The organism is Curtobacterium sp. MCPF17_047 (genome assembly GCF_003234045.1).
In the GTDB taxonomy this organism is placed as follows: Bacteria; Actinomycetota; Actinomycetes; order Actinomycetales; family Microbacteriaceae; genus Curtobacterium.
The window spans coordinates 48783-70972 of sequence record NZ_QKSF01000015.1 but is presented as its reverse complement, the minus strand read 5'-3'; the positions used below and the strand labels follow the sequence as shown (position 1 = coordinate 70972).

At 70.9% G+C, this 22190-nt stretch carries 24 protein-coding genes, 1 tRNA gene and 1 riboswitch; of the genes, 9 read left to right on the top strand and 16 right to left on the bottom strand.

Annotated elements, in window-relative coordinates; all coding sequences use genetic code 11:
- A partial coding sequence (locus DEJ33_RS14500; protein WP_111195367.1) for an LLM class flavin-dependent oxidoreductase occupies nucleotides 1-1077 on the bottom strand: 1077 nt, incomplete at its 3' end.
- Between the two features lie 87 nt (nucleotides 1078-1164).
- Between DEJ33_RS14500 and DEJ33_RS14495 the strand changes: the two genes are divergently transcribed.
- Nucleotides 1165-1662, top strand: a complete 498-nt coding sequence (locus DEJ33_RS14495) for a MarR family winged helix-turn-helix transcriptional regulator (RefSeq protein WP_111195366.1) — start codon at nucleotides 1165-1167, stop codon at nucleotides 1660-1662.
- Nucleotides 1663-1678: 16 nt separating this feature from the next.
- Here the strand turns inward: DEJ33_RS14495 and nagA are convergent, their stop codons facing one another.
- From nagA to DEJ33_RS17320, 4 genes are read right to left on the bottom strand one after another with little or no spacing between them, the layout of a single operon-like run.
- Nucleotides 1679-2830, bottom strand: a complete 1152-nt coding sequence (gene nagA, locus DEJ33_RS14490; RefSeq protein ID WP_258378177.1) for an N-acetylglucosamine-6-phosphate deacetylase — start codon at nucleotides 2828-2830, stop codon at nucleotides 1679-1681.
- Nucleotides 2827-3234: a YrdB family protein gene (locus DEJ33_RS14485; RefSeq protein WP_111195365.1), complete on the bottom strand. Its 408-nt coding sequence runs from the start codon at nucleotides 3232-3234 to the stop codon at nucleotides 2827-2829. Before DEJ33_RS14485 ends, nagA begins: the two co-directional genes overlap by 4 nt.
- Before the next feature lie 8 nt (nucleotides 3235-3242).
- Nucleotides 3243-4112: a formyltetrahydrofolate deformylase gene (gene purU, locus DEJ33_RS14480; protein ID WP_111195364.1), complete on the bottom strand. Its 870-nt coding sequence runs from the start codon at nucleotides 4110-4112 to the stop codon at nucleotides 3243-3245.
- Between the two features lie 4 nt (nucleotides 4113-4116).
- Nucleotides 4117-4581, bottom strand: a complete 465-nt coding sequence (locus tag DEJ33_RS17320) for a MarR family winged helix-turn-helix transcriptional regulator (protein ID WP_181437318.1) — start codon at nucleotides 4579-4581, stop codon at nucleotides 4117-4119.
- Nucleotides 4582-4662: 81 nt separating this feature from the next.
- On the opposite strand from DEJ33_RS17320, the gene DEJ33_RS14470 reads away from it, so the two are divergent.
- Nucleotides 4663-5538, top strand: coding sequence for an NmrA family NAD(P)-binding protein (locus DEJ33_RS14470; RefSeq protein WP_111195363.1), 876 nt, complete (start codon nucleotides 4663-4665; stop codon nucleotides 5536-5538).
- A gap of 92 nt (nucleotides 5539-5630) precedes the next feature.
- On the opposite strand, the gene DEJ33_RS14465 is transcribed toward DEJ33_RS14470, so the two are convergent.
- Together DEJ33_RS14465 and clpS are read right to left on the bottom strand one after the other, a co-directional pair.
- Nucleotides 5631-6107, bottom strand: coding sequence for a DUF2017 family protein (locus DEJ33_RS14465; protein WP_111195362.1), 477 nt, complete (start codon nucleotides 6105-6107; stop codon nucleotides 5631-5633).
- Entirely contained in the window at nucleotides 6104-6391 is a 288-nt protein-coding gene (gene clpS / locus DEJ33_RS14460) for an ATP-dependent Clp protease adapter ClpS (protein WP_110903463.1), read from the bottom strand. The genes DEJ33_RS14465 and clpS overlap by 4 nt, the downstream gene beginning before the upstream one ends.
- Nucleotides 6392-6429: 38 nt before the next feature.
- Nucleotides 6430-6515: riboswitch (ZMP/ZTP riboswitch) on the top strand.
- Nucleotides 6516-6584: 69 nt separating this feature from the next.
- On the opposite strand from clpS, the gene glyA reads away from it, so the two are divergent.
- Both glyA and DEJ33_RS14450 read left to right on the top strand, forming a co-directional pair.
- Complete coding sequence (gene glyA / locus DEJ33_RS14455; RefSeq protein WP_375334522.1) at nucleotides 6585-7874, top strand: serine hydroxymethyltransferase; 1290 nt, start codon at nucleotides 6585-6587, stop codon at nucleotides 7872-7874.
- 17 nt (nucleotides 7875-7891) lie between these two features.
- A complete protein-coding gene (locus tag DEJ33_RS14450; RefSeq protein ID WP_111195369.1) occupies nucleotides 7892-8803 on the top strand; it encodes a tetrahydrofolate dehydrogenase/cyclohydrolase catalytic domain-containing protein in 912 nt (303 codons plus the stop codon).
- 363 nt (nucleotides 8804-9166) lie between these two features.
- Here DEJ33_RS14450 and galK read toward each other — a convergent pair whose 3' ends face one another.
- Complete coding sequence (gene galK / locus DEJ33_RS14445) at nucleotides 9167-10309, bottom strand: galactokinase (protein ID WP_111195361.1); 1143 nt, start codon at nucleotides 10307-10309, stop codon at nucleotides 9167-9169.
- The gene (gene galT / locus DEJ33_RS14440; protein ID WP_111195360.1) at nucleotides 10306-11403 is read right to left on the bottom strand and encodes a galactose-1-phosphate uridylyltransferase; all 1098 of its coding nucleotides are present in this window, start codon (nucleotides 11401-11403) and stop codon (nucleotides 10306-10308) included. The genes galK and galT overlap by 4 nt, the downstream gene beginning before the upstream one ends.
- A gap of 63 nt (nucleotides 11404-11466) precedes the next feature.
- Between galT and DEJ33_RS14435 the strand changes: the two genes are divergently transcribed.
- Both DEJ33_RS14435 and DEJ33_RS14430 read left to right on the top strand, forming a co-directional pair.
- Complete coding sequence (locus tag DEJ33_RS14435) at nucleotides 11467-12312, top strand: DeoR/GlpR family DNA-binding transcription regulator (protein WP_258378176.1); 846 nt, start codon at nucleotides 11467-11469, stop codon at nucleotides 12310-12312.
- Nucleotides 12309-13244: an aldose 1-epimerase family protein gene (locus tag DEJ33_RS14430; protein ID WP_111078157.1), complete on the top strand. Its 936-nt coding sequence runs from the start codon at nucleotides 12309-12311 to the stop codon at nucleotides 13242-13244. Before DEJ33_RS14435 ends, DEJ33_RS14430 begins: the two co-directional genes overlap by 4 nt.
- A 63-nt stretch (nucleotides 13245-13307) precedes the next feature.
- Here DEJ33_RS14430 and DEJ33_RS14425 read toward each other — a convergent pair whose 3' ends face one another.
- The 3 genes from DEJ33_RS14425 to DEJ33_RS14415 all read right to left on the bottom strand — a co-directional run bounded on the left by DEJ33_RS14425 (nucleotide 13308) and on the right by DEJ33_RS14415 (nucleotide 14654).
- Nucleotides 13308-13628, bottom strand: a complete 321-nt coding sequence (locus DEJ33_RS14425) for a hypothetical protein (protein WP_111195359.1) — start codon at nucleotides 13626-13628, stop codon at nucleotides 13308-13310.
- Between the two features lie 162 nt (nucleotides 13629-13790).
- A complete protein-coding gene (locus DEJ33_RS14420) occupies nucleotides 13791-14429 on the bottom strand; it encodes a TetR/AcrR family transcriptional regulator (RefSeq protein WP_111195358.1) in 639 nt (212 codons plus the stop codon).
- Between the two features lie 152 nt (nucleotides 14430-14581).
- Nucleotides 14582-14654: transfer RNA gene (locus DEJ33_RS14415), tRNA-Lys, on the bottom strand.
- Nucleotides 14655-14697: 43 nt separating this feature from the next.
- Here DEJ33_RS14415 and DEJ33_RS14410 point away from each other — a divergent pair.
- From DEJ33_RS14410 to DEJ33_RS14400, 3 genes are all read left to right on the top strand, one after another.
- A complete protein-coding gene (locus tag DEJ33_RS14410) occupies nucleotides 14698-15327 on the top strand; it encodes a DNA-directed RNA polymerase subunit beta (protein ID WP_110903456.1) in 630 nt (209 codons plus the stop codon).
- A gap of 748 nt (nucleotides 15328-16075) precedes the next feature.
- Entirely contained in the window at nucleotides 16076-16675 is a 600-nt protein-coding gene (gene sigK / locus DEJ33_RS14405; protein WP_110903455.1) for an ECF RNA polymerase sigma factor SigK, read from the top strand.
- Nucleotides 16672-17544 (top strand): anti-sigma factor, encoded by an 873-nt coding sequence (locus tag DEJ33_RS14400; protein WP_258368816.1) that lies wholly within the window; start codon nucleotides 16672-16674, stop codon nucleotides 17542-17544. The genes sigK and DEJ33_RS14400 overlap by 4 nt, the downstream gene beginning before the upstream one ends.
- Nucleotides 17545-17871: 327 nt before the next feature.
- Here the strand turns inward: DEJ33_RS14400 and pstB are convergent, their stop codons facing one another.
- From pstB to DEJ33_RS14380, 4 genes are all read right to left on the bottom strand, one after another.
- Nucleotides 17872-18651, bottom strand: a complete 780-nt coding sequence (gene pstB, locus DEJ33_RS14395) for a phosphate ABC transporter ATP-binding protein PstB (RefSeq protein ID WP_111078155.1) — start codon at nucleotides 18649-18651, stop codon at nucleotides 17872-17874.
- 99 nt (nucleotides 18652-18750) lie between these two features.
- Nucleotides 18751-19836, bottom strand: coding sequence for a phosphate ABC transporter permease PstA (pstA, locus tag DEJ33_RS14390; RefSeq protein ID WP_110903453.1), 1086 nt, complete (start codon nucleotides 19834-19836; stop codon nucleotides 18751-18753).
- Between the two features lie 18 nt (nucleotides 19837-19854).
- A complete protein-coding gene (pstC, locus tag DEJ33_RS14385) occupies nucleotides 19855-20805 on the bottom strand; it encodes a phosphate ABC transporter permease subunit PstC (RefSeq protein ID WP_111195357.1) in 951 nt (316 codons plus the stop codon).
- A 174-nt stretch (nucleotides 20806-20979) separates the two neighbouring features.
- On the bottom strand, nucleotides 20980-22098 hold the full coding sequence (locus DEJ33_RS14380; RefSeq protein WP_111195356.1) for a phosphate ABC transporter substrate-binding protein PstS: 1119 nt from the start codon (nucleotides 22096-22098) through the stop codon (nucleotides 20980-20982).
- Nucleotides 22099-22190: the final 92 nt, after the last annotated feature.

Genomic DNA, 22190 nt, shown 5'->3' with positions numbered 1-22190 from the left:
CTCGGAGATGTGTATAAGAGACAGGGCGTCCGGTGCGGGCGACGAGGGCATGTCGGCGAGCAGCTCGCGGACGCGCGGGACGACCGTGCTGCCGTACAGCTCGACGGACCGCAGGCGCGACCGCATCGACTGGGCGCCCGAGGTGTAGATCATGTCGAAACGCCCGACGCCCATCGTGTGGACGCTGCGTGCGATCCGCTGTGCGACGGTCTCGGCGGACCCGACGTACATCGACCCGGACTCGACCTCGTGGTCGAACTCGGCGCGGGTCACCGGCGGCCAGCCACGGAGCGCGCCGATGCGGTCCCGCACCACCTTGTAGTGCGGGAACCACGCTTCCCGGGCCTCGTCGTCGGTGTCCGCGACGAAACCGGGGGAGTGCATCCCGACCGGGTGCCGCGGTGTCCCGAACTGCTCGGTCGCACGCCGGTAGAGGTCGAGGAACGGCGTGAAGCGCTCGGGCTGGCCGCCGATGATCGCGAGCATGAGCGGGAAGCCGTACCGCGCGGTCCGCACGACCGACTCCGGGGATCCGCCCACGCCGACCCAGGTCGTCAGGCCGTGCTCCGTCTTCGGGAACACGTCGGCGTCGACGAGCGGCGCTCGGGTCGTCCCGGACCAGGTGACGGGCGTCTCCCGCAGCAGTCGGGCGAACAGCTCGATCTTCTCCTCGAACAGCACGTCGTAGTCGGCCATGTCGTAGCCGAAGAGCGGGAACGACTCGGTGAAGGAGCCGCGCCCGAGGATCACCTCGGCCCGCCCGTTCGACAGGGCGTCGACGGTCGCGAACCGCTGGAACACCCGTACGGGGTCATCCGAACTGAGGACCGTGACGCCGGAGCTGAGGCGGATGCGCTCGGTCGCCGTGGCCAGCCCCGCGAGCACCGTCTCCGGCGACGAGACCGAGTACTCCGGGCGGTGGTGCTCGCCCACGGTGAAGACGTCGACGCCGAGCTCGTCGGCCAGGACGGCTTCGTCGACGAGTTGCCGGATCGAACGGGCGTGACTGACCTGCACGCCGGTGTCGTCGGAGGGGACGTCGCCGAACGTGTCGAGGCCGAAGATGATGTCGGGCATGGTCCCTCACTTGATTGACACATCAACCAAATGGTTGACGCGTCAATCATGTGACGGTACCGTCGCGTTGTCAACAGGAGGACACACATGAGTGAACCGCAGGAGCAACGTGCCGGTAAGCGGTCGATGCGTGCGTCCGAGCTGGCGGTCTGGCGGGACTACGTCGAGACCTCCGAGCGCGTCAAGCGCACCCTGGGGGCTGCGTTCCAGGAGACCTCCGGGATCTCGCCCGGCGACTACTCGGTGATGCTGGCGCTGAGCGAAGCTCCGGACCGGACCCTGCGGTCGTCGGACCTCGCCGTGGTCGTGGGCTGGGAACGGAGTCGGCTCTCGCACCACCTCCGGCGCATGGAGGCACGGCAGCTCGTGCTCCGGGGCGCGGTCGGTGGCGACGCTCGCGGTGCGGCCATCACGCTCAGCCCGACCGGGGCGGGGGTGTTCCGCAGTTCCTCCGCCGCGCACCTCCGTGTCGTCCGCGACGTCTTCATCGACGCGTTCACCGCCGAGCAACTCGAGGACATGCGGGTGCTCACGGCGGCCCTGCACCGCCACCTCGACGCCGGGCGACCGGCACCCGAAGGCTGACAGGCCGCGTCCGTCGTCAGCGCAGCTCCCGCCCGCCACCCCACACGCGCTCGACCTCGAGCGACGGCGACAGCGCGACGAGGTCCGCAGCGAACCCGGGCGCGAGACGCCCGAACCGGTCGCCGAGCCCGAGGGCCTCCGCCGGGATGCTCGTCAGCGCGGCGACGGCCTCCGGCAGTGACCGACCCGCGAGCCGCACGGCGTTCCGGAGCGCGACGTCCTGCGTCAGGGTCGAGCCGGCGATCGTGTCCGTCCCGGTGACGTGCGCGACGCCGTCCGTGACGGTGACGTCGAGCGAGCCGAGTCGGTAGGGGCCGTCGGCAGCCCCCGCGGCACCCATCGCGTCGGTGATGAGCGCGACCCGACCGGGCGCAGCGCGGAACAGCGTGCGTGCTGCGGCCGGGTGCACGTGCACACCGTCGAGGATGAGTTCGAGGGTCACCCGGTCGTCGTCCACCGCGGCACCGATCGGCCCCGGACGGCGGTGGTGCAGCCCCGGCATCGCGTTGAACGCGTGCGTCAGGACGGTCGCACCGGCGTCGAACGCGGCGCGTGCCTGCTCGTACGTCCCGACCGTGTGCCCGACGGCGACGGTGACCCCGGCGGCGACGAACCGACGGACGGCGTCGAGCGCGCCGGGCAGCTCGGGCGCGATCGTGATCTGGCGGAGGACGCCGTCGCCCGCTGCGAGCAACGCGTCGACGGCCCCGGGCGTCGGCGCGACGAGGTGGTCCTCGTTGTGTGCCCCCTTGTTGTGCGGGGAGAGGAACGGTCCCTCGAGATGCGCTCCGAGCACGAGGGGATCGATCGCCGTCACCGTGCGGATCCGGTCGAGCGACCGGGCGAGTTCCGGCAACGGATTCGCGACCAGGCTCACCACCGAGCGGGTGGTGCCGTGTGTGCGGTGCGCCGCCAGGGCTGCGCTGAAGTCGTCGTCCTCGTACGCCTGGGTCGCGCCGCCGTGTCCGTGCAGGTCGAGGAAGCCGGGCACCAGGGTCGCGTCACCGAGGTCCTCGACCTCGTCGGCCTCCGGTGCGACTCCCGTCCCGGCCTGGAGGATCGTGTCCCCTCCGACGAGCACCCATCCGTCCGTCACGGGGCCGGCCACGTCGACCAGGTGGGCGGCGCGGACCAGCGTGCGGTGGGCCTCCCGTCCGGCGGTGCTCACGCGGTCTCCCGCCGGGCCGCGACGATCCCGCTCACGGCGGCCACGACGACGAACACGAGTCCGACGGCCGGGTGGCCCAGCGAGATCCAGGTCGCGCCTGCCGCGACGACGAGGGCGACCTCGACGATGGTCTTGCCGACGACGTCGGTCTCGATCGGCGAGTTCGGTGAGCGGAAGAAGAACCACACCAGGGCGGCGAACAGCGGGGCGCCGACGATGAAGAACAGCGCGGGGAACGGGTACGGCCAGGTCAGGTACCCCCAGTACGCCAGAGACAGCAGACCGAAGGCGCAGACCAGGAAGCGGAGGGCGCTCCAGACATCGAACCGTCGCGCTGCTGCGGCAGGCGTCGCCGGTGCGTGGTCGTCGCCGGGGTCGATCGGGCTGCGGGGTGCGTCGTGCATCGCCGGGCCTACTTGAAGATGATCGTGCGGGCGCCGTCGAGGAGCACGCGGTCCTCGGCGATCCAGCGCACGGCCTGGGTCAGGGTGCGGGACTCCTCGTCCTGCCCGATCGAGACGAGTTCGGCCGGTTCCTTCGTGTGGTCGACCCGGACGACGTTCTGCTCGATGATCGGGCCCTCGTCCAGATCGCTCGTGACGAAGTGCGCGGTGGCACCGATGAGCTTCACACCGCGGGCGTGCGCCTGCCGGTACGGGTTCGCGCCCTTGAAGCCGGGCAGGAACGAGTGGTGGATGTTCACGGCACGACCGGCGAGGGCCGCGCACAGCTCGGGGGAGAGGATCTGCATGTAGCGGGCGAGGACGACGAGCTCGATGTCGTGCTCCTCGACCGCTTCGAGGATGCGGCGCTCCATCGCGGCCTTCGAGTCGGCGTCTGTGACGGGGCGGTGCTCGAACGGCACCGAGTAGAACGACGCCAGTCCGGCCAGGTCCGGGTGGTTCGCCAGCACGAGCGGCACGTCGATGGGCAGCTGCCCGCCGCGCTGACGGTAGAGCAGGTCGTTGAGGCAGTGTCCGGCCTTCGACACCAGGACCAGCGTGCGCATCGGCCGGCCGACGACGTCGAGCTGGACGCGCATACGGTACCGCTCGACGACGGGTGCCAGGGCCTCCTGGAAGGTCTGGCGGTCGACGGGGGCCATCACCTGCAGGCGCATGAAGAACGTGTTCGTGTCCGCGCTCGAGAACTGCTGCGACTCGGTGATGTTGCCCTCGGCCGCGACCACGGCTCCGGAGACGGCGTGCACGATGCCCGGCCGGTCGTCGCAGACCAGCGTGAGGGTCCAGTGCGTGGGGATCGCGGAGCTCGGGTCGGTCACCGGTTCAGGGTACCGGGGCGTCGACCGGGTCGCTGGCGTCGCCGAGCAGGGGCCGCAGCGTCGTGACCAGTGCGGCGCTGTCCTCCGGATCGTCGCCGAACCACCGGTTGCTCGCGTGCACGACCGGGTACGCCCGGCTCAGCAGCTCGCGGCCCGCCGGTGTCAGTCGGATGTGGGAGAGCCGGCCGCGGCCCCGTTCGGCACCCCGGTCGAGCAGCCCGCGTCCGCCGAGCCCCGTCACGAGCGGCGTCATGCTCTGCGGGCGGACGCCCACGGCACGGGCGAGGTCGGCCTGGCTGAGGCCGTCGGCCGCGGCGAGCTGGACGAGGACACCGAACTCGACCGGGGTGAGGTCGAGCGGGTCGAGCTCGGTGGCCAGGCGTCGGGCGAGTTCGCGCGCCGCCCGGATCACCGTCCATGCAGCGATGGCGTCGACGTCGTCTCGCGTCGCTGAGAACTCCCGGGGCACGGACCGATCGTACGGCGTACCATTCAGTATCAGAAGGCTGATACTCACTCCGAGCGTCAGCCTCGCCCACCAGGAGGAACCATGAGCGACACCATCGCGGTCACCGGTGCGACCGGCGACGTCGGCGGCAAGACCATCGAGATGCTGCACGCGGCCGGAGCGGACGTCCGCGCCGTCGTCCGACGCACCGAGCAGGTCCGGGCCTTCCGCGACCGCGGGATCGACGCCCGCCTCGCCGACATGGACGAGGGTGAAGCCCTCACCGCCGCGCTCGAGGGCGTCGACCAGCTCTTCCTCGTCACCGCTGCCACCGAACGCCAGGCGGAGCACGGCATCACCGCCGTCCATGCAGCCCGAGCCGCCGGGGTCCGCGCGATCGTCCAGCTCTCCGGCGGCGACGCGGCCGAACACTCGCCGATGCCCTGGGCCAGTGCCATCTGGCGGATCGACCGTGCCGTCCGGGCGAGCGGACTGGAACGGACGATCCTGCACCCGTCGGGCTTCATGACGAACCTGGAGTCCTCCGGGCCGGCGATCCGACGCGGGCTGTTCCCGCAGACCGTGGGCGACGGCGTCATCGGCTGGATCGACACGCTCGACATCGCCCGCGTCGCCAGCACGGTGCTGCACGCCGGCGTCCACCACTGCGACGAACCCGTCCTGACCGGGCCGGAGCTGCTCGACGGTCGCGGCGTCGCCCGTGAGCTCGCCACCGGACTCGGCCGGCCAGTGCGCTACCTGCACCTGCCCAGCCGCGTCTTCGGCGGCATGCTGCGCCTGACCGGCATGCCCGGGTGGCAGGCCGAGGGACTCCGGCAGCAGTTCGGCGTGGTCGCGCGGCGGGGCCTCGACGGGGTCGACATGCTCACGGACGAGGTCGAGCGCATCACCGGGGACCCGGCGACGCCGCTCTCCGGCTGGGCGCGGGCACACCGGCGGGAGCTGCTGGGGCGCTGACACGGGTGCCAGACCGGGAGGCATCGGGCGGGAGGCCCGTGGCGGCCGTGTGGCGCGCCTCCCGTCCGGCAGACGCACCGGCGAGCGGCCCGTCAGCGCGACGAGATCGTGACCACCAGGTGCTCCTGCACGTACCCGAGCCAGTCGTAGACGTCCCGCAGTCCGACGCTGCCGTCGTCCCCGTCCAGCCCGTTGTCGGCCGTCGCGCGGTCCACGATGCCCAGGCGGTCCGCGATCGTCAGGCGCAGGTCGGTGAGGGACCGGAGCCACGCCTGCTCGTCGGCCCGGGTGAACGCGCCGTCACGAGCACCCGTCAGCCACTCGTGGACCACGGCGGCGTTCGCGGACTTGGCGGTGCGCAGGTCCTCCTGCGTGTAGCGGCGGAACTCGGCGCTGGCCTCGTCGTCCTCCGGGTACGCGTCCGGGAACATCCGGACGGCCACCGGGTCCGTCGCCAGGTCGTGGTCGAGGACCTGGCGCAGCTGCTCGACCAGCGAGGTGAGGACGGCGCGCTCGCCGGAGGCCAGGCCGAGGTGCACGCCGTCGGCGCGGCGGACGAAGGGGATCACGCGGCGGGGGCCCGGTCGACGGTCGCCTGCAGGCCGTAGCCGTGCATGGCCTCCACGTGGCGCTCCATCTCCTCGCGGTGCCCGGTCGCGACGATCGCCCGACCGTCGGAGTCGACCTGGTGCATCAGGCGCTCGGCCTTCGCCCGGGGGAAGCCGAAGTAGGACTCGAAGACGTAGGTGACGTACGACATCAGGTTGACCGGGTCGTCCCACACCACCGTCGTCCACGGGACGTCGGCGCGCACCGAGGTCCGCTCGTCGACGTCCGGACTCAGCATGGTCATGGAGTCAAGGGTGACACGAACCGGTGGCCTCGGTACGATCGGGGGGTCGCGACTGGCGTTGGATGGGTCACCATCGGGGAGCGACACCTGACACGGTGCGCGGCCGTACGCCTGGGCCGCAACCAATCGTCCACCCCGTCGCGCGTCTGCTCGGCGGTGTCGCGCTCCGGCGCGCCAGACAACGAGGAGTCCCGTGTCCATCACCGACCTGTCGCCCGCCGCGACCCAGTCGTCCTTCAACGCCCCCCTCTCCGAGGTCGACCCGGAGATCGCCGCCGTCCTGCAGCAGGAGCTCGGCCGTCAGCGCGACTTCCTCGAGATGATCGCGTCCGAGAACTTCGTGCCCCGCGCGATCCTGGAGTCCCAGGGCTCCGTCCTCACGAACAAGTACGCTGAGGGCTACCCGGGCAAGCGCTACTACGGCGGCTGCGAGTACGTCGACGTCGCCGAGCAGCTCGCGATCGACCGTGCGAAGGCCCTCTTCGGCGCCGCGTACGCCAACGTCCAGCCGCACTCCGGCGCCACGGCCAACGCCGCGGTCCTGCACGCGATCGCGTCGGCCGGTGACACCATCCTCGGCCTCGAGCTCGCGCACGGCGGGCACCTGACGCACGGCATGAAGCTCAACTTCTCCGGCCGGATCTACAACGCCGTCTCGTACGGCGTCGACCCCGAGACCTTCGAGGTCGACTACGACGACATCCGCGCGAAGGCCATCGAGCACCAGCCGAAGGTCCTCATCGCCGGCTGGTCCGCCTACCCCCGTCAGCTCGACTTCGCGAAGTTCCGCGAGATCGCGGACGAGGTGGGCGCGAAGCTCTGGGTCGACATGGCGCACTTCGCCGGTCTCGTCGCCGCGGGGCTGCACCCGTCGCCCGTCCCGCACGCCCACGTCGTGTCGTCCACCGTGCACAAGACCCTCGCCGGACCCCGCTCGGGCATCATCCTGTCCAACGACGAGACGCTGTTCAAGAAGCTCAACTCCGCCGTGTTCCCGGGGCAGCAGGGTGGCCCGCTGATGCACGTCATCGCGGCGAAGGCCACCGCGTTCCTGCTCGCCGGCACCCCCGAGTTCAAGGACCGCCAGGAGCGAACCATCCGCGGCGCACAGGCCCTCGCGGCGCGCCTGACGCAGCCCGACGCCAAGGCCGCCGGCATCGACGTCCTCACCGGTGGCACCGACGTGCACCTGGTGCTGGTCGACCTGCGCGAGTCCGAGGTCGACGGCAAGCAGGCCGAGGACCTCCTGCACGACGTCGGCATCACCGTGAACCGCAACTCCGTGCCGTTCGACCCGCGTCCGCCGATGGTCACCTCGGGTGTCCGCATCGGCACGTCGGCACTCGCCACCCGCGGGTTCGGCGACGCCGAGTTCACCGAGGTCGCGGACATCATCGCGCTGACGCTGATGCCGGACCCCGACGTGGCAGCACTCTCGGCCCGGGTGAAGACCCTGACCGACGCGTTCCCGCTCTACGCGTGAGCGGCGCCGTGGCTCCCCTGCCCACTGCTCGGTGGGCGGGGGAGGACTCGGCCGTGCGCATCGACGGCACCGCCCTCGCTGCCCGCACGCTCGAGGAACTCCGTGTCCGAGTCGACCGTCTGCACGAGCGGGGCATCCACCCTGGCCTCGGCACGATCCTCGTCGGCGAGAACGCCGGCTCGCTGTCCTACGTCGCCGGCAAGCACCGTGACTCGGCGCAGATCGGCATCGAGTCGATCCGCCTGGACCTGCCGACGACCGCCTCGGCCGCTGACATCCGTGCCGCGATCCTGCAGATGAACGACGACCCCCGGGTCACCGCGTTCATCGTGCAGCTCCCGCTGCCGGAGGGCATCGACCCGACGCCGATGCTCGAGCTGATGGACCCCTCGAAGGACGCCGACGGCCTGCACCCGACGAACCTCGGGGAGCTCGTGCTCGCCGTCCCCGGTGGAGCCGGCACGATCGACGCGCCCCTGCCGTGCACCCCGCGCGGCATCGTCGAGATGCTCCGTGCGTACGACATCCCGATCCGCGGGAAGCACGTGACGGTCATCGGCCAGGGGCTCACCGTCGGCCGGCCGCTCGGGCTGCTCCTGACCCGTCTCGAGGCCACTGCCACGCTGACGCACTCCCTGACGGCGGACGTCGCGGCCGAGTGCCGCCGCGCGGACATCGTCATCGCGGCCGCCGGGGTCGCCGGACTCGTCAAGCCGGACTGGGTGCAGCCCGGCGCGGCCGTGATCGACGTCGGCATCACGCGGGTCGTCAACGAGGAGACCGGCAAGGCGCGCCTGCGCGGTGACGTGGACCCGGCCGTCGCGGCGGTCGCCGGGTTCATGTCGCCGGTCCCCGGCGGCGTCGGCCCGATGACGCGCGCGATGCTCATGAAGAACGTGGTCGAGGCGGCCGAGCGCCGCCTGCGCTAGCCGCGGCCCGGCCCGGTACGCGAAAGCGACAGATGTGCGCGGAAGACCCGCGCACATCTGTCGCTTTCGCGTCTCCGACGGCGGCCGCGGTCCGCAGCGCGGCGCCGCGTGGCTCCGCGCGGCCGGCCCGGCCCGGCGCGGCCCGGCGCGGCCCGGCGCGGCCCGGCGCGGCCCGGCGCGGCCCGGCGCGGCCCGGCCCGGCGTGGCCCGGCCCGCGAGGCGCGGTGGCGGTCTGGTACGCGAAAGCGACAGATGTGCGCAGAAGACTCGCGCACATCTGTCGCTTTCGCGTCGGGGACGGCGCGGCCGGGAGGCGCGGTGCCGCCCCGACACGCGCCTCCCGGCCGGAGGAAGCCGCGTGGGCTACGCGTCGCGGCGCGCGCCCTGCGCCGCGTGCACCGTGAACACGTTCGGCTCGCGGTACCCGGCGGAGGCGAAGGCGGCGGTGACGGCCGCGGCGATGCGGTCACGAGCCTCCCGGTCGACGAGCGCGATGGCCGCACCACCGAAGCCGCCGCCGGTCATGCGCGCGCCGACCGCGCCGTTCGCCACGGCGGTCTCGACCGCGAGGTCGAGTTCCGGCACCGAGATCTCGAAGTCGTCGCGCATCGACGCGTGCGATGCGACCAGCAGCGAACCGATCGCCCGGGGTCCCTGCTCACGCAGGGTGCGGACGGTGTCGAGGACGCGCTGGTCCTCGGTCACGATGTGGCGAACCCGGCGGAAGGTCTCGTCGTCGAGGAGCTCCTGCGCGCGCGGCAGGTCCTCGACCGCGACGTCGCGCAGGGCCGGGACACCGAGCACCTGCGCGCCCTTCTCGCACGAGTCGCGACGGGCCTTGTAGCCGCCGGTGGCGTGAGCGTGCTCGACGCGGGTGTCGATGACGAGCACCTCGAGACCGTTCGCCTCGAGCGCCAGGTCCACCACGGCGGTGTCGAGCGTGCGGCAGTCGAGGAACACGACGGCGTCCTGCTCGCCGAGGAGCGAGGCGGACTGGTCCATGATCCCCGTCGGAGCGCCGACCGCGTGGTTCTCGGAGTACTGGCCGACGCGGGCCAGGGTCTTGCGGTCGAGGCCGAGCTCCCACAGGTCGTTGAACGCGAGGGCCACGCCGCACTCGATCGCCGCACTCGACGACAGGCCCGCACCGACCGGCACGTCCGAGTCGATGAACACGTCGAACCCGGTCCGACTGTCGAGCGAGGCGTCGGCCTGCTCCCGGAGCGCCCAGGCGATGCCGAAGACGTAGGCCGACCAGCCGTCCATGCGGGACGGGTCGAGGTCGTCGAGGGACAGCGTCACGGCACCGCCGGACTCGTCGAACGACGACGCGACGCGGATGACCCGGTCCTCACGGGGAGCGATGTCAGCCGTGGTCCGCCGGTCGATCGCGAAGGGCAGCACGTACCCGTCGTTGTAGTCCGTGTGCTCGCCGATCAGGTTGACGCGGCCGGGCGCGGAGTACCGCACCGTCGGCTCGTACCCGAACACCTGTTGGAACGTCATGCTCGTTCGATCCCTCCTCGGATGAACTCGGCCGCCTTCTCGGGGACCAGGTCCCCGATCCAGGCGCCCATCGCGGCTTCGCTGCCGGCCAGGAACTTCAACTTGTCCGCCGATCGACGCGGCGACGTGATCTGCAGCATCAGCCGGACGGTGTCGCGTCCGGTGTGCACCGGCGCCTGGTGCCACGCGGCGATGTACGGGGTCGGGTCGCCGTAGAGGGCGTCGAGACCGCGGGTCAGGCGCAGGTGCATGTGCGCGAGCTCGTCCTTCTCGGCGTCGGTGAGGCCCGCGAAGTCCGGCACGTGACGGTGCGGCAGCATGTGGATCTCGATGGGCCAGCGTGCGGCGAACGGCACGAAGGCGGTGAAGTGCTCACCGGCGAGGACGACCCGCTCGGAACCGCGCTCGTTGGCCAGGTGCTGCTCGAACAGGTCCGGCCCGAAGCGCTCGATCGACGACAGCAGTCGCTGCGTGCGCGGGGTGACGTACGGGTAGGCGTAGATCTGTCCGTGCGGGTGGTGCAGGGTGACGCCGATCGCCTCGCCGCGGTTCTCGAACGGGAACACCTGCTGGATGCCGGCCATCGCGGACAGCGCGGCGGTCCGGTCGGCCCACGCCTCGACCACGGTGCGGGCACGCGACTCGGAGATGGACGCGAACGAGCCGCTGGTCTCCGGGGAGAAGCAGACCACCTCGCAGCGCCCGACCGACCGGAGCTGCCGGTTCAGCCCGACGTCCGACAGCGACTCGAGCGACGACGGTGCATCGTCGCCCGCGAGGTCCGGCCCGAACGACGGCGAGCGGTTCTCGAACACGGCGACGTCGTACCGGCTCGGGATCTCGGACGGGTTCGCAGCGGTCTGCGGCGCGAGCGGGTCCTGGTCGGCGGGCGGCAGGAACACACGGTTCTGCCGAGCGCTCGCGATCGACACCCACTCACCGGTCAGGACGTCCTGCCGCATCCGGGCCGTCACCGGCCGAGGGTCCAGGACACGCTCGTCGATGCTGCGCTCCGCGGGCAGCGTCGAGTCGGCGTCGTCGAAGTAGAAGAGGTCGCGGCCGTCCGCGAGCGTCGTCGCACGTTTCGTGATCACCGCTGCACTCTACCCTCGCGCGAAGGGTTGCGAAAGCAAGTGGAAGCAGACGAAACTCGTGTTGTGACGTCTGAGGAGCCTCCCGTCCTGCCGGCGCTGCTGCGCCAGGACCGCATCGTCGCGCTCCTGGACGGCGCCCCGGGCATGGTGCGGACCGCGGCCCTGGCGGCGGCGGTCGGGACGAGCGAGGTGACGGTCCGCCAGGACCTGGCCGCCCTCGACCGGGAGGCCCGGATCCGTCGGGTGCACGGCGGTGCCGTCCGCCTCGGGGCCGGGTCGCGCGAACGACCGCTCGAGGAGACGGCCGTCGAGAACAGCACCGCGAAGGCGGCGATCGGCCGGGCGGCGGCTGACCTGGTGCGCTCCGGGCAGTGCATCGTCCTCGACGTCGGCACCACACCCGCAGCGGTCGCCGAGGCCCTGGTCGCCCGCGAGGACCTGGTCGACGTCACCGTCGTCACGAACTCACTCACCACCGCACTCGCGCTCGAACGTGCGATCCCGCGCTTCACCGTCGTGGTCACCGGCGGGACGCTCCGACCGTTGCAGCACTCGCTCGTCGCGCCGTTCAACGCGACCGTGCTGCCGATGCTGTCCGCCGACCTCGTGTTCCTCGGCGGGACCGGTCTGGACGTCGCCCACGGGCTGACCAACGTGAACCTGCCCGAGACCGAGGCGAAGCGGGTCCTCGCGGCGGCGGGCAGGCGTACGGTCGTGGTCGCGGACGGGTCGAAGTTCGGCCGGGCCGACATCGGCGTGGTGAGCACGCTGCAGGACGTCGACGTCGTCGTCACCGCGGGTGTCAGCGCGGAGGCGGTCGCCCCGATCCGGGCGGCCGGTGTCCACGTGGTCGTCGCGGATGCACCAGCGGGCAGGACCCGCACATCGGAGAGGAAGCAGAGACCATGAGCACAGCGGCCCCCACCGGCGGTCAGTACCACCTGCGGCACGCCGGCCCGGACGGTGTCGTCGAGGCTGTCGTCACCGAGGTCGCCGCCGGCCTCCGCGAACTCCGCGTCGCGGGCTTCGACCTGACCGAGCCGTTCCCCGCGAGCGACGCTCCGGCCGGTGCCAACGGCATCGTCCTCGCGCCGTGGCCGAACCGGGTCGCCGGTGGTGCCTGGCAGCTCGACGGGAAGACGCAGCAGCTCGACATCTCGGAGCCGAAGTACGGCAACGCCTCGCACGGGCTGCTCCGGTTCGCGCCGTACCGGGTGGTGGACCAGACCGAGTCGTCGATCGAGCAGCAGGCCACGATCCACCCCCAGCACGGATGGCCGTTCACCCTGGAGACACGGGTGCACCACGAACTCGTCGAGGACGGCATCCGGATCACCCACACGGTGACGAACCGCTCGGGTCGCCCGGCGCCGTTCGCCATCGGGTCCCACCCGTACCTGCGCGCCGGCGACACCCCGGCCGAGGACCTGGTCATCCGGCTCGACGCCGCGACGGCCTTCACCGTCGACGAGCGCAAGATCCCGAACGGCACCCGGCCGGTCGAGGGCACGGACGTGGACCTGCGGCAGGGGCGTCGCGCCGGCGACTCGGACCTGGACACGGCGTACACCGACGTGACGCCCGACGCCGAGGGCATCCGTCGCACGACGCTGCACGGCCCCGAGGGCGACGGCGTCGAGCTGTGGCAGGACGCGTCGTTCCCCTACGTGCAGGTCTTCACGTCCCGCGAGTTCCCCCGCGGTGACGGCAAGGGACTGGCGGTCGCCGTCGAGCCGATGACCGCGCCCGCCGACGCGCTCAACTCCGGCGAAGGGCTGCGATGGCTGGACGCCGACGAGTCCTGGACGGGCTCGTGGGGGATCCGCCGCGTCTGGTCCTGACGTCCGTCGCTGCGGCGGCCGGTACGGCGGCCGGTCTGGCGGCCGATCTGGCGGCCGATCCGGTCAGGCCCGCCGCATCCGCAGAGCTTCGACCGCCAGCGATTCGCTGGGGTAGCGGCCGATCTCCTGCGCCCACGCCGGGTCGTCACCGCGCAGTGCGAGGAAGTCCTTGCGCTGGCGGACGACGTACCCGAGGACGGCCGTGGAGGTCGCGACCTCGGTGAAGTCCTTGCGGATGTGACGGACGCTGACCTTGGCTCCGCGCCGCAGCGCGTCGAGCAGGAGGTCGTCGCTCATGGTCGTCCCGGTGGCGGCGGCGAGCTCCACGAGGCGGCGCGCGTCACCGGTGGAGCTGGTCTGCGTGGCGTCGATGGGCTCGATCACGATGTACCCCGTTCGGTGTGGTTCGTTCGGTGCTGGAGTCCCGCGATGAGCGGAACCAGGAACGACCATATCGATGCGAATCCAACAGACGGCTGAGCGGTGCACTGATGTGGACAGAGCGCCGGCCATGGATCGCCTGGGGACGACTTGTACCCCGACGGGTCAGCTGGCGCGGCCCAGGTCCCACACCGGCGGCACGTACTCGCGGGACCATCCCTCGCGCAGACGCGTCACCGCCCGGTCGAACGACTCGAGCAGGTCCATCTCCGGGCGGACCATCGACTGCAGCTGCAGGCCCTCGTACGTGGCCAGGAGCTGCTCCGCGCCACGGGACGGCTCCATCGTGTGTGGCTCCCGACCGGCGGCGATGTCCTGCATGAGGCTCTGCTGCACGAACCCGTGGAACCGACGCCAGCGAGCGTGCAGCATCGGCGCGAGCGGGTGCTTCGGAGCTGCGGCGATGTTCAGCGTCGAGGTGAGGAAGCGCATCAGCGACGGGTCCTCGATGTTGGCGGTGACGATCGCGCGGAGGAACCGGATGGTCCCCAGCTCGGCGGCGATCGGCGTCAGCGGACCCGTCCGGCGGTCGTTCCACCGGTCGATGGTCGCCAGGAGCAGGCCGTCCCAGCTGGGGAACGACGCCTCGAGGGTCGCGATGGTGGCGTCCGCCTCGTCGGCGACGCGGGCGGGGGTGACTTCGTGCATGGGCAGTTCGTGGAGCACCCGGATCATCGCGTCGACGATCTGCGTACGGGTGAAGACGTCGTCGTGCGGTGCGGAGTCCATGTCGGGGCTGGGCATGTCAGCACCACATCACATCGGCCGCGCGACGGGGTACCCCCACAACGAGCATGCTGTCCGATCTGCGAAACGGGTGCACCCCCACTCCGGGCGGACGAGAGGGTCGGCGCCGTGGGGCTCGAACCCGGGGCCCTCGGACGAAGCGGCTGAGGTGGGCCCCGTGGGGCTCGAACCCACGACCCTCGGATTAAAAGTCCGGTGCTCTACCAACTGAGCTAGAGGCCCTCGCACACAAGGGTAGCGGGCGAGCAGCGCCTACACTGTCGCGGTGCCTCGCGAACACCACCGTCCCGTCCAGTTCACCGATGCCGAGTTCGCCGCCATCAAGGGCGGTGAGGACCCGGCCCTGGTGAACCGCGTCGCGCACGACACCGCCAACGCGCTGCTGCACCGGGTGCGCGAGGACCCGGACCCGGCCGTCGTCGAACGCCTGGTCACCTACACGGACGTGCACGGTATCGACGCGATCGCGGAACTCTGGGCACGCGTGGGGCCGCACACCCTGCCGGGGGCCCTCTGGCGCATCTACCTGGTCCGCACGGTGATCCGGCAGAACCCGGAGGAGATCGCGTACCTCTTCGAACGGGGGACGCAGCTGATCGGCACGATCGACCAGGCGGTCGCGGGTGCCGAGGAACCGACGGGCCCGGCGGAGATCCTGACGCTGTCGGACCGGATCCTGCATGGGCTGTACACGGGGGACTTCGCGGTGGCGCTCGAGCGCGGTGCGGCCTTCGCGCGGTTGACCGCGGCGGGGGCGACCTCGGTGGCGGACGACTCGGACGTCTCGGCGGAGGAGCGCGCCTCGGCGCTGACGACCCGCGCCTTCCGACTCGCGGAACTCGCCGAGGACCTGTCGGCCGCAGCAGCGCTCTGGCGCCGCGAGAGTCTCGACTGACGCCGACGGGCTGACGCCGACGGGCTGACGCCGACGGGCTGACGCCGACGGGCTGACACCGACGGGCCGACGCCGACGGACTGACACGGGCGGCTGACACCGGCAGGCTGACACCAGCGTCACCGTGCCGCTCGCCGTCGACGGCGGTGACCCGACCGTCGGACCGCTGACGCGCCTCCCGGCCGTGGCCTGCAGCGCCGTCCGCATCCGGACATGGAAAGACCGGGCCGCAGAAGCGCCTCTCGGCGCGAGGCCGCTCGGAGCGGCGAATATTGGAGCCCGGGGCTTGCTGCGGCCCGGCAAGTCCAAGTGTACGAGACGTCTGCCGCGTCGTACCCAGGTGTTCACTCTCGGTGGACAGATCCGGCACCGGGCGTGCCGCCGCCCGGGGACGACGCCGAACGGGAGGCGCGTCCCGGCTCCGCCCGTCGGCCCGCCCGGGCAGGAGCGATCGTCACGGATTTCCGCCCTGACCCAATCCGACCGGGCGACGGTGCCGAACCATCAGCGTGACCGTCGCAAGACGTCTCACACGAGGTCCCCGGACGACCCGGGCCCGCTCGCGGGTCAATTCCCTGTGGGTCGTCCGGGGCCTCGCCACATGTACCCACGCCACCCGCGCAGCGATCGCTGCCGGGACCCGATCCGAACGGGACTCCAGCTGATGACCACCGCGACCGCAGTCGCCGAGCGCTCTGTCCAGAGCGCGCGGTGGACGCCGCACACCCGGGAAGGAGGAAAACCTGCAATGCTCACTCTCGTGGAAGGCGACATGGATGGTTGGACTCCCGCCGCCCCGGAACCGGTGTCGGCGGACGACCTGCTCAGTCGGGTCGCGACCGGTGACCAGGCTGCCTTCGCCGACCTCTACGACGAGCTGTCCGGCCGGGTCCTCGGGCTCGTGACGCGGCTCCTCCGTGACCGTGCCCAGTCCGAAGAGGTCACGCAGGAGGTCTTCCTCGAGGTCTGGCAGCAGGCCACCCGCTTCGACCAGGCCCGCGGCAGCGCCGCGAGCTGGGTCCTCACCATGGCGCACCGCCGAGCGGTCGACCGGGTGCGGGCATCGCAGTCGTCCCGCGACCGCGACACCAAGATCGGCATCCGCGACTTCGAGACGGACTTCGACTCCGTCTCCGAGTCCGTCGAGATCCGGCTCGAACACGAACGCGTCAGCCGGGCACTGTCCCGACTCACCGAGTTCCAGCGTCAGGCCGTGCAGCTCGCCTACTACGGCGGCTTCTCGCACAGCGAGATGGCCGACAAGCTGGGGGTGCCGATCGGCACCGTCAAGACCCGTCTCCGCGACGGGATGATCCGACTCCGCGATGAGATGGGGGTGACGTCATGACCGACCGTCACGACGACCCCGAGCTGATGACCGGCTCGCACGCGCTGAACGCGCTGACCGACGACGAGCGCGCCGCGGTCGAGCGGGCGCTGTCCGACTCCCCGGAGCTGCAGCGCGAGTCCGACTCCCTCCGTGAGACCGCACTGGCCCTCGCCTTCGCCGTGTCGCCCGTCGAACCCTCCGCGTCCCTCAAGACCTCGCTGATGGCGAAGATCCAGGCGACCCCGCAGCTGCCCGCCCTGGACGACGCCGGTGTCACACCGGAGCCCGTCCGGGAGGCCCGCCCCGCGTCCGCCCCGCTCGTCACGCCGGCAGCGTCGGTCACCGACCTGCAGTCCGCTCCCGGCCGTGCCGCGTCGACCGCCCGGGCCCGGTGGTTCCAGCGTCCGGCCGCGATGCTCAGCGTCGCCGCAGCGGGTGCCGTGGTGCTCCTCAGCGTCGGCTTCGGGGTCGGCGGCTCGCTGCTCCAGGACGACGGCGGAGCGCCGGCGACCACGCAGGCCGCCTCCGGCCTCGACCAGATCTACGCGGCCCCGGACTTCCAGCGGAGCACCGCGAAGGTCAAGGGCGGCGGCACGGCCACGGTCGTGTGGTCCGGCCAGCTGCAGCGGTCCGCGGTCATCCTCGACGGGGTCGACGCGGCACCGAAGGACAAGACGTACGAGCTCTGGTACATCGGGTCGCAGGAGTCCGGCGGCACGATCACCGCGGCCGGCCTGATGGACGACGTCGACGGTGGTGTCCGTTCGGCGGTCCTCCGCGGCACGATGGGCGCCGGTGACACGATCGGCATCACGGTCGAGCCGACTGGTGGCTCGGACCAGCCGACCTCCGACCCGGTCGTCGCCGTCCCCACGTCCGAGGCGTGACCAGCCCCTGACGGTTCAGGACGACGCCCCCCGTGACCACGTCGGTCACGGGGGGCGTCGTCGTGTGCGGCGTTCGTCCGGCACACCGAGACGCCTCCGTCTGTCTCTGGCACCGCCGACCTCACGGGACGCCCCGTGCTCCGGCGGCGTCTCGTGGAGCACGGGGCGTCGCGGACAAACGGGGGCGTGTCGACGGCAGACAGAGCGTGTCGACGGCAGACAGAGCCTGTCGACGGTACGACGGAGGCCCGGTGCCGTCCGTGGCGGACGTGCACCGGGCCTCCAGTCCGGATCGGCGGAGCCGTCAGGCGACCGCGCGAGCGCCGATCACCCGAAGCGACCCGAGACGTAGTCCTCGGTCGACTTGACCGACGGGTTCGAGAAGATCGTGGCGGTGTCGTCGTACTCGATGAGGTGACCCGGCTGACCGGTGCCGGCGATGTTGAAGAACGCCGTCTTGTCGCTGACCCGCGAGGCCTGCTGCATGTTGTGGGTCACGATGACGATCGTGAACTCCTTCTTCAGGTCCTCGATCAGGTCCTCGATGGCCAGGGTCGAGATCGGGTCGAGCGCGGAGCACGGCTCGTCCATCAGCAGCACATCGGGCTGCACCGCGATGGCGCGGGCGATGCACAGACGCTGCTGCTGACCGCCGGACAGACCCATGCCGGGCTTCTCGAGGCGGTCCTTGACCTCGTTCCAGAGGTTCGCGCCCTGCAGCGAACGCTCGACGATGTCATCGGCCTCCGACCGTGAGATGCGCTTGTTGTTGAGCTTCACGCCGGCCAACACGTTGTCCTTGATGGACATCGTCGGGAACGGGTTCGGGCGCTGGAAGACCATGCCGACCTGGCGGCGGACGATGACCGGGTCGACGCCGGGAGCGTACAGGTCGTCGCCGTCGATCTTGACGGAACCTTCGACGTACGCGCCGGGGATGACCTCGTGCATGCGGTTCAGTGTGCGGAGGAACGTCGACTTGCCGCAGCCGGACGGGCCGATGAAGGCGGTGACGGTGCGGGGCTCGATCGTCATGTCGACGCCCTCGACGGCCTTGAACTTCGAGTAGTAGACGTTGAGGCCGTCGACCTCGATGCGCTTGGACACGTGGATCCTTCTGGGTTGGGTGGTCGTCGGGTTGCTGGTCGTCCGCGCGCTGGCGGGGGAGGCACTGCCTCTCCCTGGCGGGGGAGGCAGTGCCTCTCCCTAGCGGGGGAGCTTGGGCGCGAACAGGCGGGTGATGAAGCGGGCCAGCAGGTTGAGCAGCATCACGATGAGGATGAGGAGCAGTGCCGCGGTCCAGGCCCGGTCGACGAACGGCACCGGGTTGGCGCCCTGCTGCGAGTACTGCGTGTACGCGAACACCGGCAGCGTCATCATCGGGTCCTTGAACAGGTCGTAGTTCATGCTCGACGTGAACCCGGCCGTGACGAGCAGCGGCGCCGTCTCACCGATCACGCGGGCGATCGAGAGCATGACACCCGTGGTGATGCCCGCGAGGCTGGTCGGCAGGACGACCTTCATGATCGTCAGCCACTTCGGCACACCCAGGGCGTACGAGGCCTCGCGGAGCTCCATCGGCACGATCTTCAGGACCTCTTCGGTGGAACGCACGACGATCGGGATCATCAGCACCGCGAGGGCGACCGAACCGACCAGGCCGAAGCGGGCACCCGGGCCGAGGAACAGCGCGAACAGCGAGTAGGCGAACAGACCGGCGACGATCGAGGGGATGCCCGTCATCACGTCGACGAAGAAGGTGATGCCGCGGGCCAGCACGCCCTTGCCGTACTCCACCAGGTAGATCGAGGTGAGCAGTCCGATCGGGACGCTGATCAGCGCCGCGAACAGGGTGATCTCGAGCGTGCCGATCAGCGCGTGCACCGCGCCACCGCCCTCGGAGATGACCCCGCGCATCGAGTACGAGAAGAACTGTGCATCGAAGCGCGCGAGACCGTCGGCCAGGACCGTCCAGAGGAGGGACACCAGCGGCAGGACCGCGATCACGAAGGCGGTGATGACCAGCGAGGTGATCAGGCGGTCGACGGCCTTGCGGCCACCCTCCACGATGCGGGAGACCACGACGATGAGGACGTCGAACAGGACCGTGCCGAGGAAGACCGCGGCGACGACGTTGAAGTCCTTGGTGGCGCCGCCGGCGTTGAGCAGGGCGAAGACCAGGCCGAGGGCGACCCAGCTGCCGACGAGCAGCAACCACGGGACGGACTTGTGGAGCTTGCCGTTGGCGAAGACGTTGCCGGCGGTGGCGGGCTGACGGAGTGCGAGGGACATCGGGTGCGACCTTTCCCGTCAGGAGACTCGCTTGCGGACGATGTACCGCGCGAGCATGTTGATGACCAGGGTGATGACGAAGAGGATCAGGCCCGACGCGACGAGCGCGTTCAGGGCCGTGCCGGAGGCCTCGGCGAACTGCAGGGCGATGTTCGCTGCGATCGTCGACGGGTTCAACGGGGTGAGGAGCTGGAAGGTGATGTTCGTCGACACCGAGAGCACCAGGGCGATCGCCATCGTCTCGCCCAGCGCCCGACCGAGGCCGAGCATGATCGCGGACACGATGCCCGACTTGGCGAACGGCAGGACCGACATCCGGATCATCTCCCAACGCGTCGCACCCAGGGCCAGGGCCGCTTCCTCGTTCAGCGTCGGCGCCTGCAGGAAGATCTCACGCATCACGGCGGTCATGATCGGGATGGCCATCACCGCGAGGACGATCGACGCGGTGAGGATCGTGCGCCCGGTCCCGGACAGCGGGCCGGAGAAGAGTGGGATCCATCCGAAGTGGTCGTTGAGGAACGCGTAGAACGGCTTCACCAGGCGGGCCAGGACCACGATGCCCCAGAGGCCGTAGACGACCGACGGCACCGCGGCGAGCAGGTCGATGACGTAGCCGAGGACCGGAGCCAGCCGGCGCGGCGCGTAGTGCGAGATGAAGAGCGCGATGCCGATCGCCAACGGCACCGCCATGATCAGCGCGAGGAAGGCCGACCACACCGTTCCGAAGACGAGCGGGCCGACGTAGGTCCAGAAGTTCGCGGCGCTGTTCGGCAGGGTGCCGGCTTCGGCGTTGAAGGCCGGGATGCTCTGCCAGACGAGGAACGCGGCCACGAGGACGAGGACGAAGAGGATCAGGCTGCCGGCCGCGACGGAGGCGGCGGAGAACACCCGGTCGCCGATGCGGACGACGGCCTTCGGCTTGGACGGGGTGGAGATGTCCTGGTCTCGGACCGGTGCGGTCGTCATGGGGCTCCTGTCGGAGGATCGCGCCGGGTGAGCGCGAGGGGTTCGGGGGAGAGGTGGAGCGTCAGGGTCGTGACGGGCGCGGGACGCAGCAGGCGTCGGCAGCTCGCGTCACGACGGGCGAGAGCCCGGACGCCGGTCGAGTGGGTGGGACCGGCGTCCGGGCGCTGAGCGGACTTACTTGATGGACTCGACCGCCACGGCGGCCTTCTCGCCCAGGTCGGACGACAGGGCGGCCGACTTGGCCTCCGTCGCTGCGGCCTTCTGCGCGTCGGCCGAGACGACGTACCCGAGGTACGCCTTCACGAGGTCGGCCTTGTCGCTGTCCTTGTACTCCTGGCAGGCGATGGCGTAGGAGACGAGCACCAGCGGCCACGCGTTCTCCGCGGTGTCCTTGCGGTCGATCTCGATCGCGAGGTCGTTGTCCTCGCGGCCCGAGGCGACGTCGGAGTCGGCGACGACCTTCGCAGCACCCTCGGCCGAGATCTCGGTGGCCTTGTCGCCGACCATGAGCTTGGCCTTGTCGAGGTCACCGGCGCCGGAGTCGTCGATGTAGGTGATGGCGTTCGAGGCACCCTGCATGGCCGAGGCCACACCGGAGGTCTTCGCCGCCGCGTCACCGACCTGGAACGGGAAGGTCTGGCTCGGCTCCTTACCCCAGGCGTCGCCCGCGTTCTCCGACAGGTACTCGGAGAAGTTCTCGGTCGTGCCGGAGTCGTCGGAGCGGTGCACGACGGTGATGTTCGCGTCCGGCAGCTTCACGCCGTCGTTGAGCGACGCGATCTCGGAGTCGTTCCACTTCGTGATCTTGCCGGAGAAGATGCCCGCGATGGACTTCGCGTCGAGCGTCAGGTCCGAGACGCCGTCGATCTTGTAGGCGATCGCGATCGGGGAGATGTAGACCGGGATGTCGATGGCCTTCGAGTCCGCGGCGCACGCGGCGAACGTGCCGCCGAGCTCCTCCTCGGACAGGGCGGCGTCGGAGCCGGCGAAGTCCGCGGCACCCGAGACGAAGTTCTTGCGGCCCGCGCCCGAACCGTCAGGCGAGTAGTTCACGGTGACGCCGGAAGCCTGACCCTGGAAGCCGGCGGCCCAGGTCGCTTCGGCGGTCTGCTGTGCGGAGGAGCCGGAACCGGTGAGCGTGCCGGAGAGGCTCGAGTAGTCGACACCCGAGGAGGCGGCGGGCGACGACGAGTTGCCGCCGTTGCCAGCATCCTCGTTCGCCGCGCAGGAGGAGAGCACGACGGCGCCGGCGATCGCGATTGCCGCGACCGAGCCGATTCGCTTGATGTTCACAGGGGTCCCTTCGGGAATGTAAGTGCAGTGGGACCGCTGTGTGGTCCCCGGGCCGGTGCTGACCCGGGAGTGACTGTAGGGACGAGAGGTGA

Excerpts from the sequence above, each read along its gene's own strand:
- DEJ33_RS14495 (WP_111195366.1), top strand. The coding sequence starts at position 1,165 with ATGAGTGAACCGCAGGAGCAACGTGCCGGTAAGCGGTCGATGCGTGCG.
- DEJ33_RS14485 (WP_111195365.1), bottom strand. The coding sequence starts at position 3,234 with ATGCACGACGCACCCCGCAGCCCGATCGACCCCGGCGACGACCACGCA.
- DEJ33_RS14470 (WP_111195363.1), top strand. The coding sequence starts at position 4,663 with ATGAGCGACACCATCGCGGTCACCGGTGCGACCGGCGACGTCGGCGGC.
- clpS (WP_110903463.1), bottom strand. The coding sequence starts at position 6,391 with ATGACCATGCTGAGTCCGGACGTCGACGAGCGGACCTCGGTGCGCGCC.
- galK (WP_111195361.1), bottom strand. The coding sequence starts at position 10,309 with ATGACGTTCCAACAGGTGTTCGGGTACGAGCCGACGGTGCGGTACTCC.
- DEJ33_RS14430 (WP_111078157.1), top strand. The coding sequence starts at position 12,309 with ATGAGCACAGCGGCCCCCACCGGCGGTCAGTACCACCTGCGGCACGCC.
- DEJ33_RS14420 (WP_111195358.1), bottom strand. The coding sequence starts at position 14,429 with ATGCCCAGCCCCGACATGGACTCCGCACCGCACGACGACGTCTTCACC.
- sigK (WP_110903455.1), top strand. The coding sequence starts at position 16,076 with ATGCTCACTCTCGTGGAAGGCGACATGGATGGTTGGACTCCCGCCGCC.
- DEJ33_RS14400 (WP_258368816.1), top strand. The coding sequence starts at position 16,672 with ATGACCGACCGTCACGACGACCCCGAGCTGATGACCGGCTCGCACGCG.
- pstA (WP_110903453.1), bottom strand. The coding sequence starts at position 19,836 with ATGTCCCTCGCACTCCGTCAGCCCGCCACCGCCGGCAACGTCTTCGCC.
- pstC (WP_111195357.1), bottom strand. The coding sequence starts at position 20,805 with ATGACGACCGCACCGGTCCGAGACCAGGACATCTCCACCCCGTCCAAG.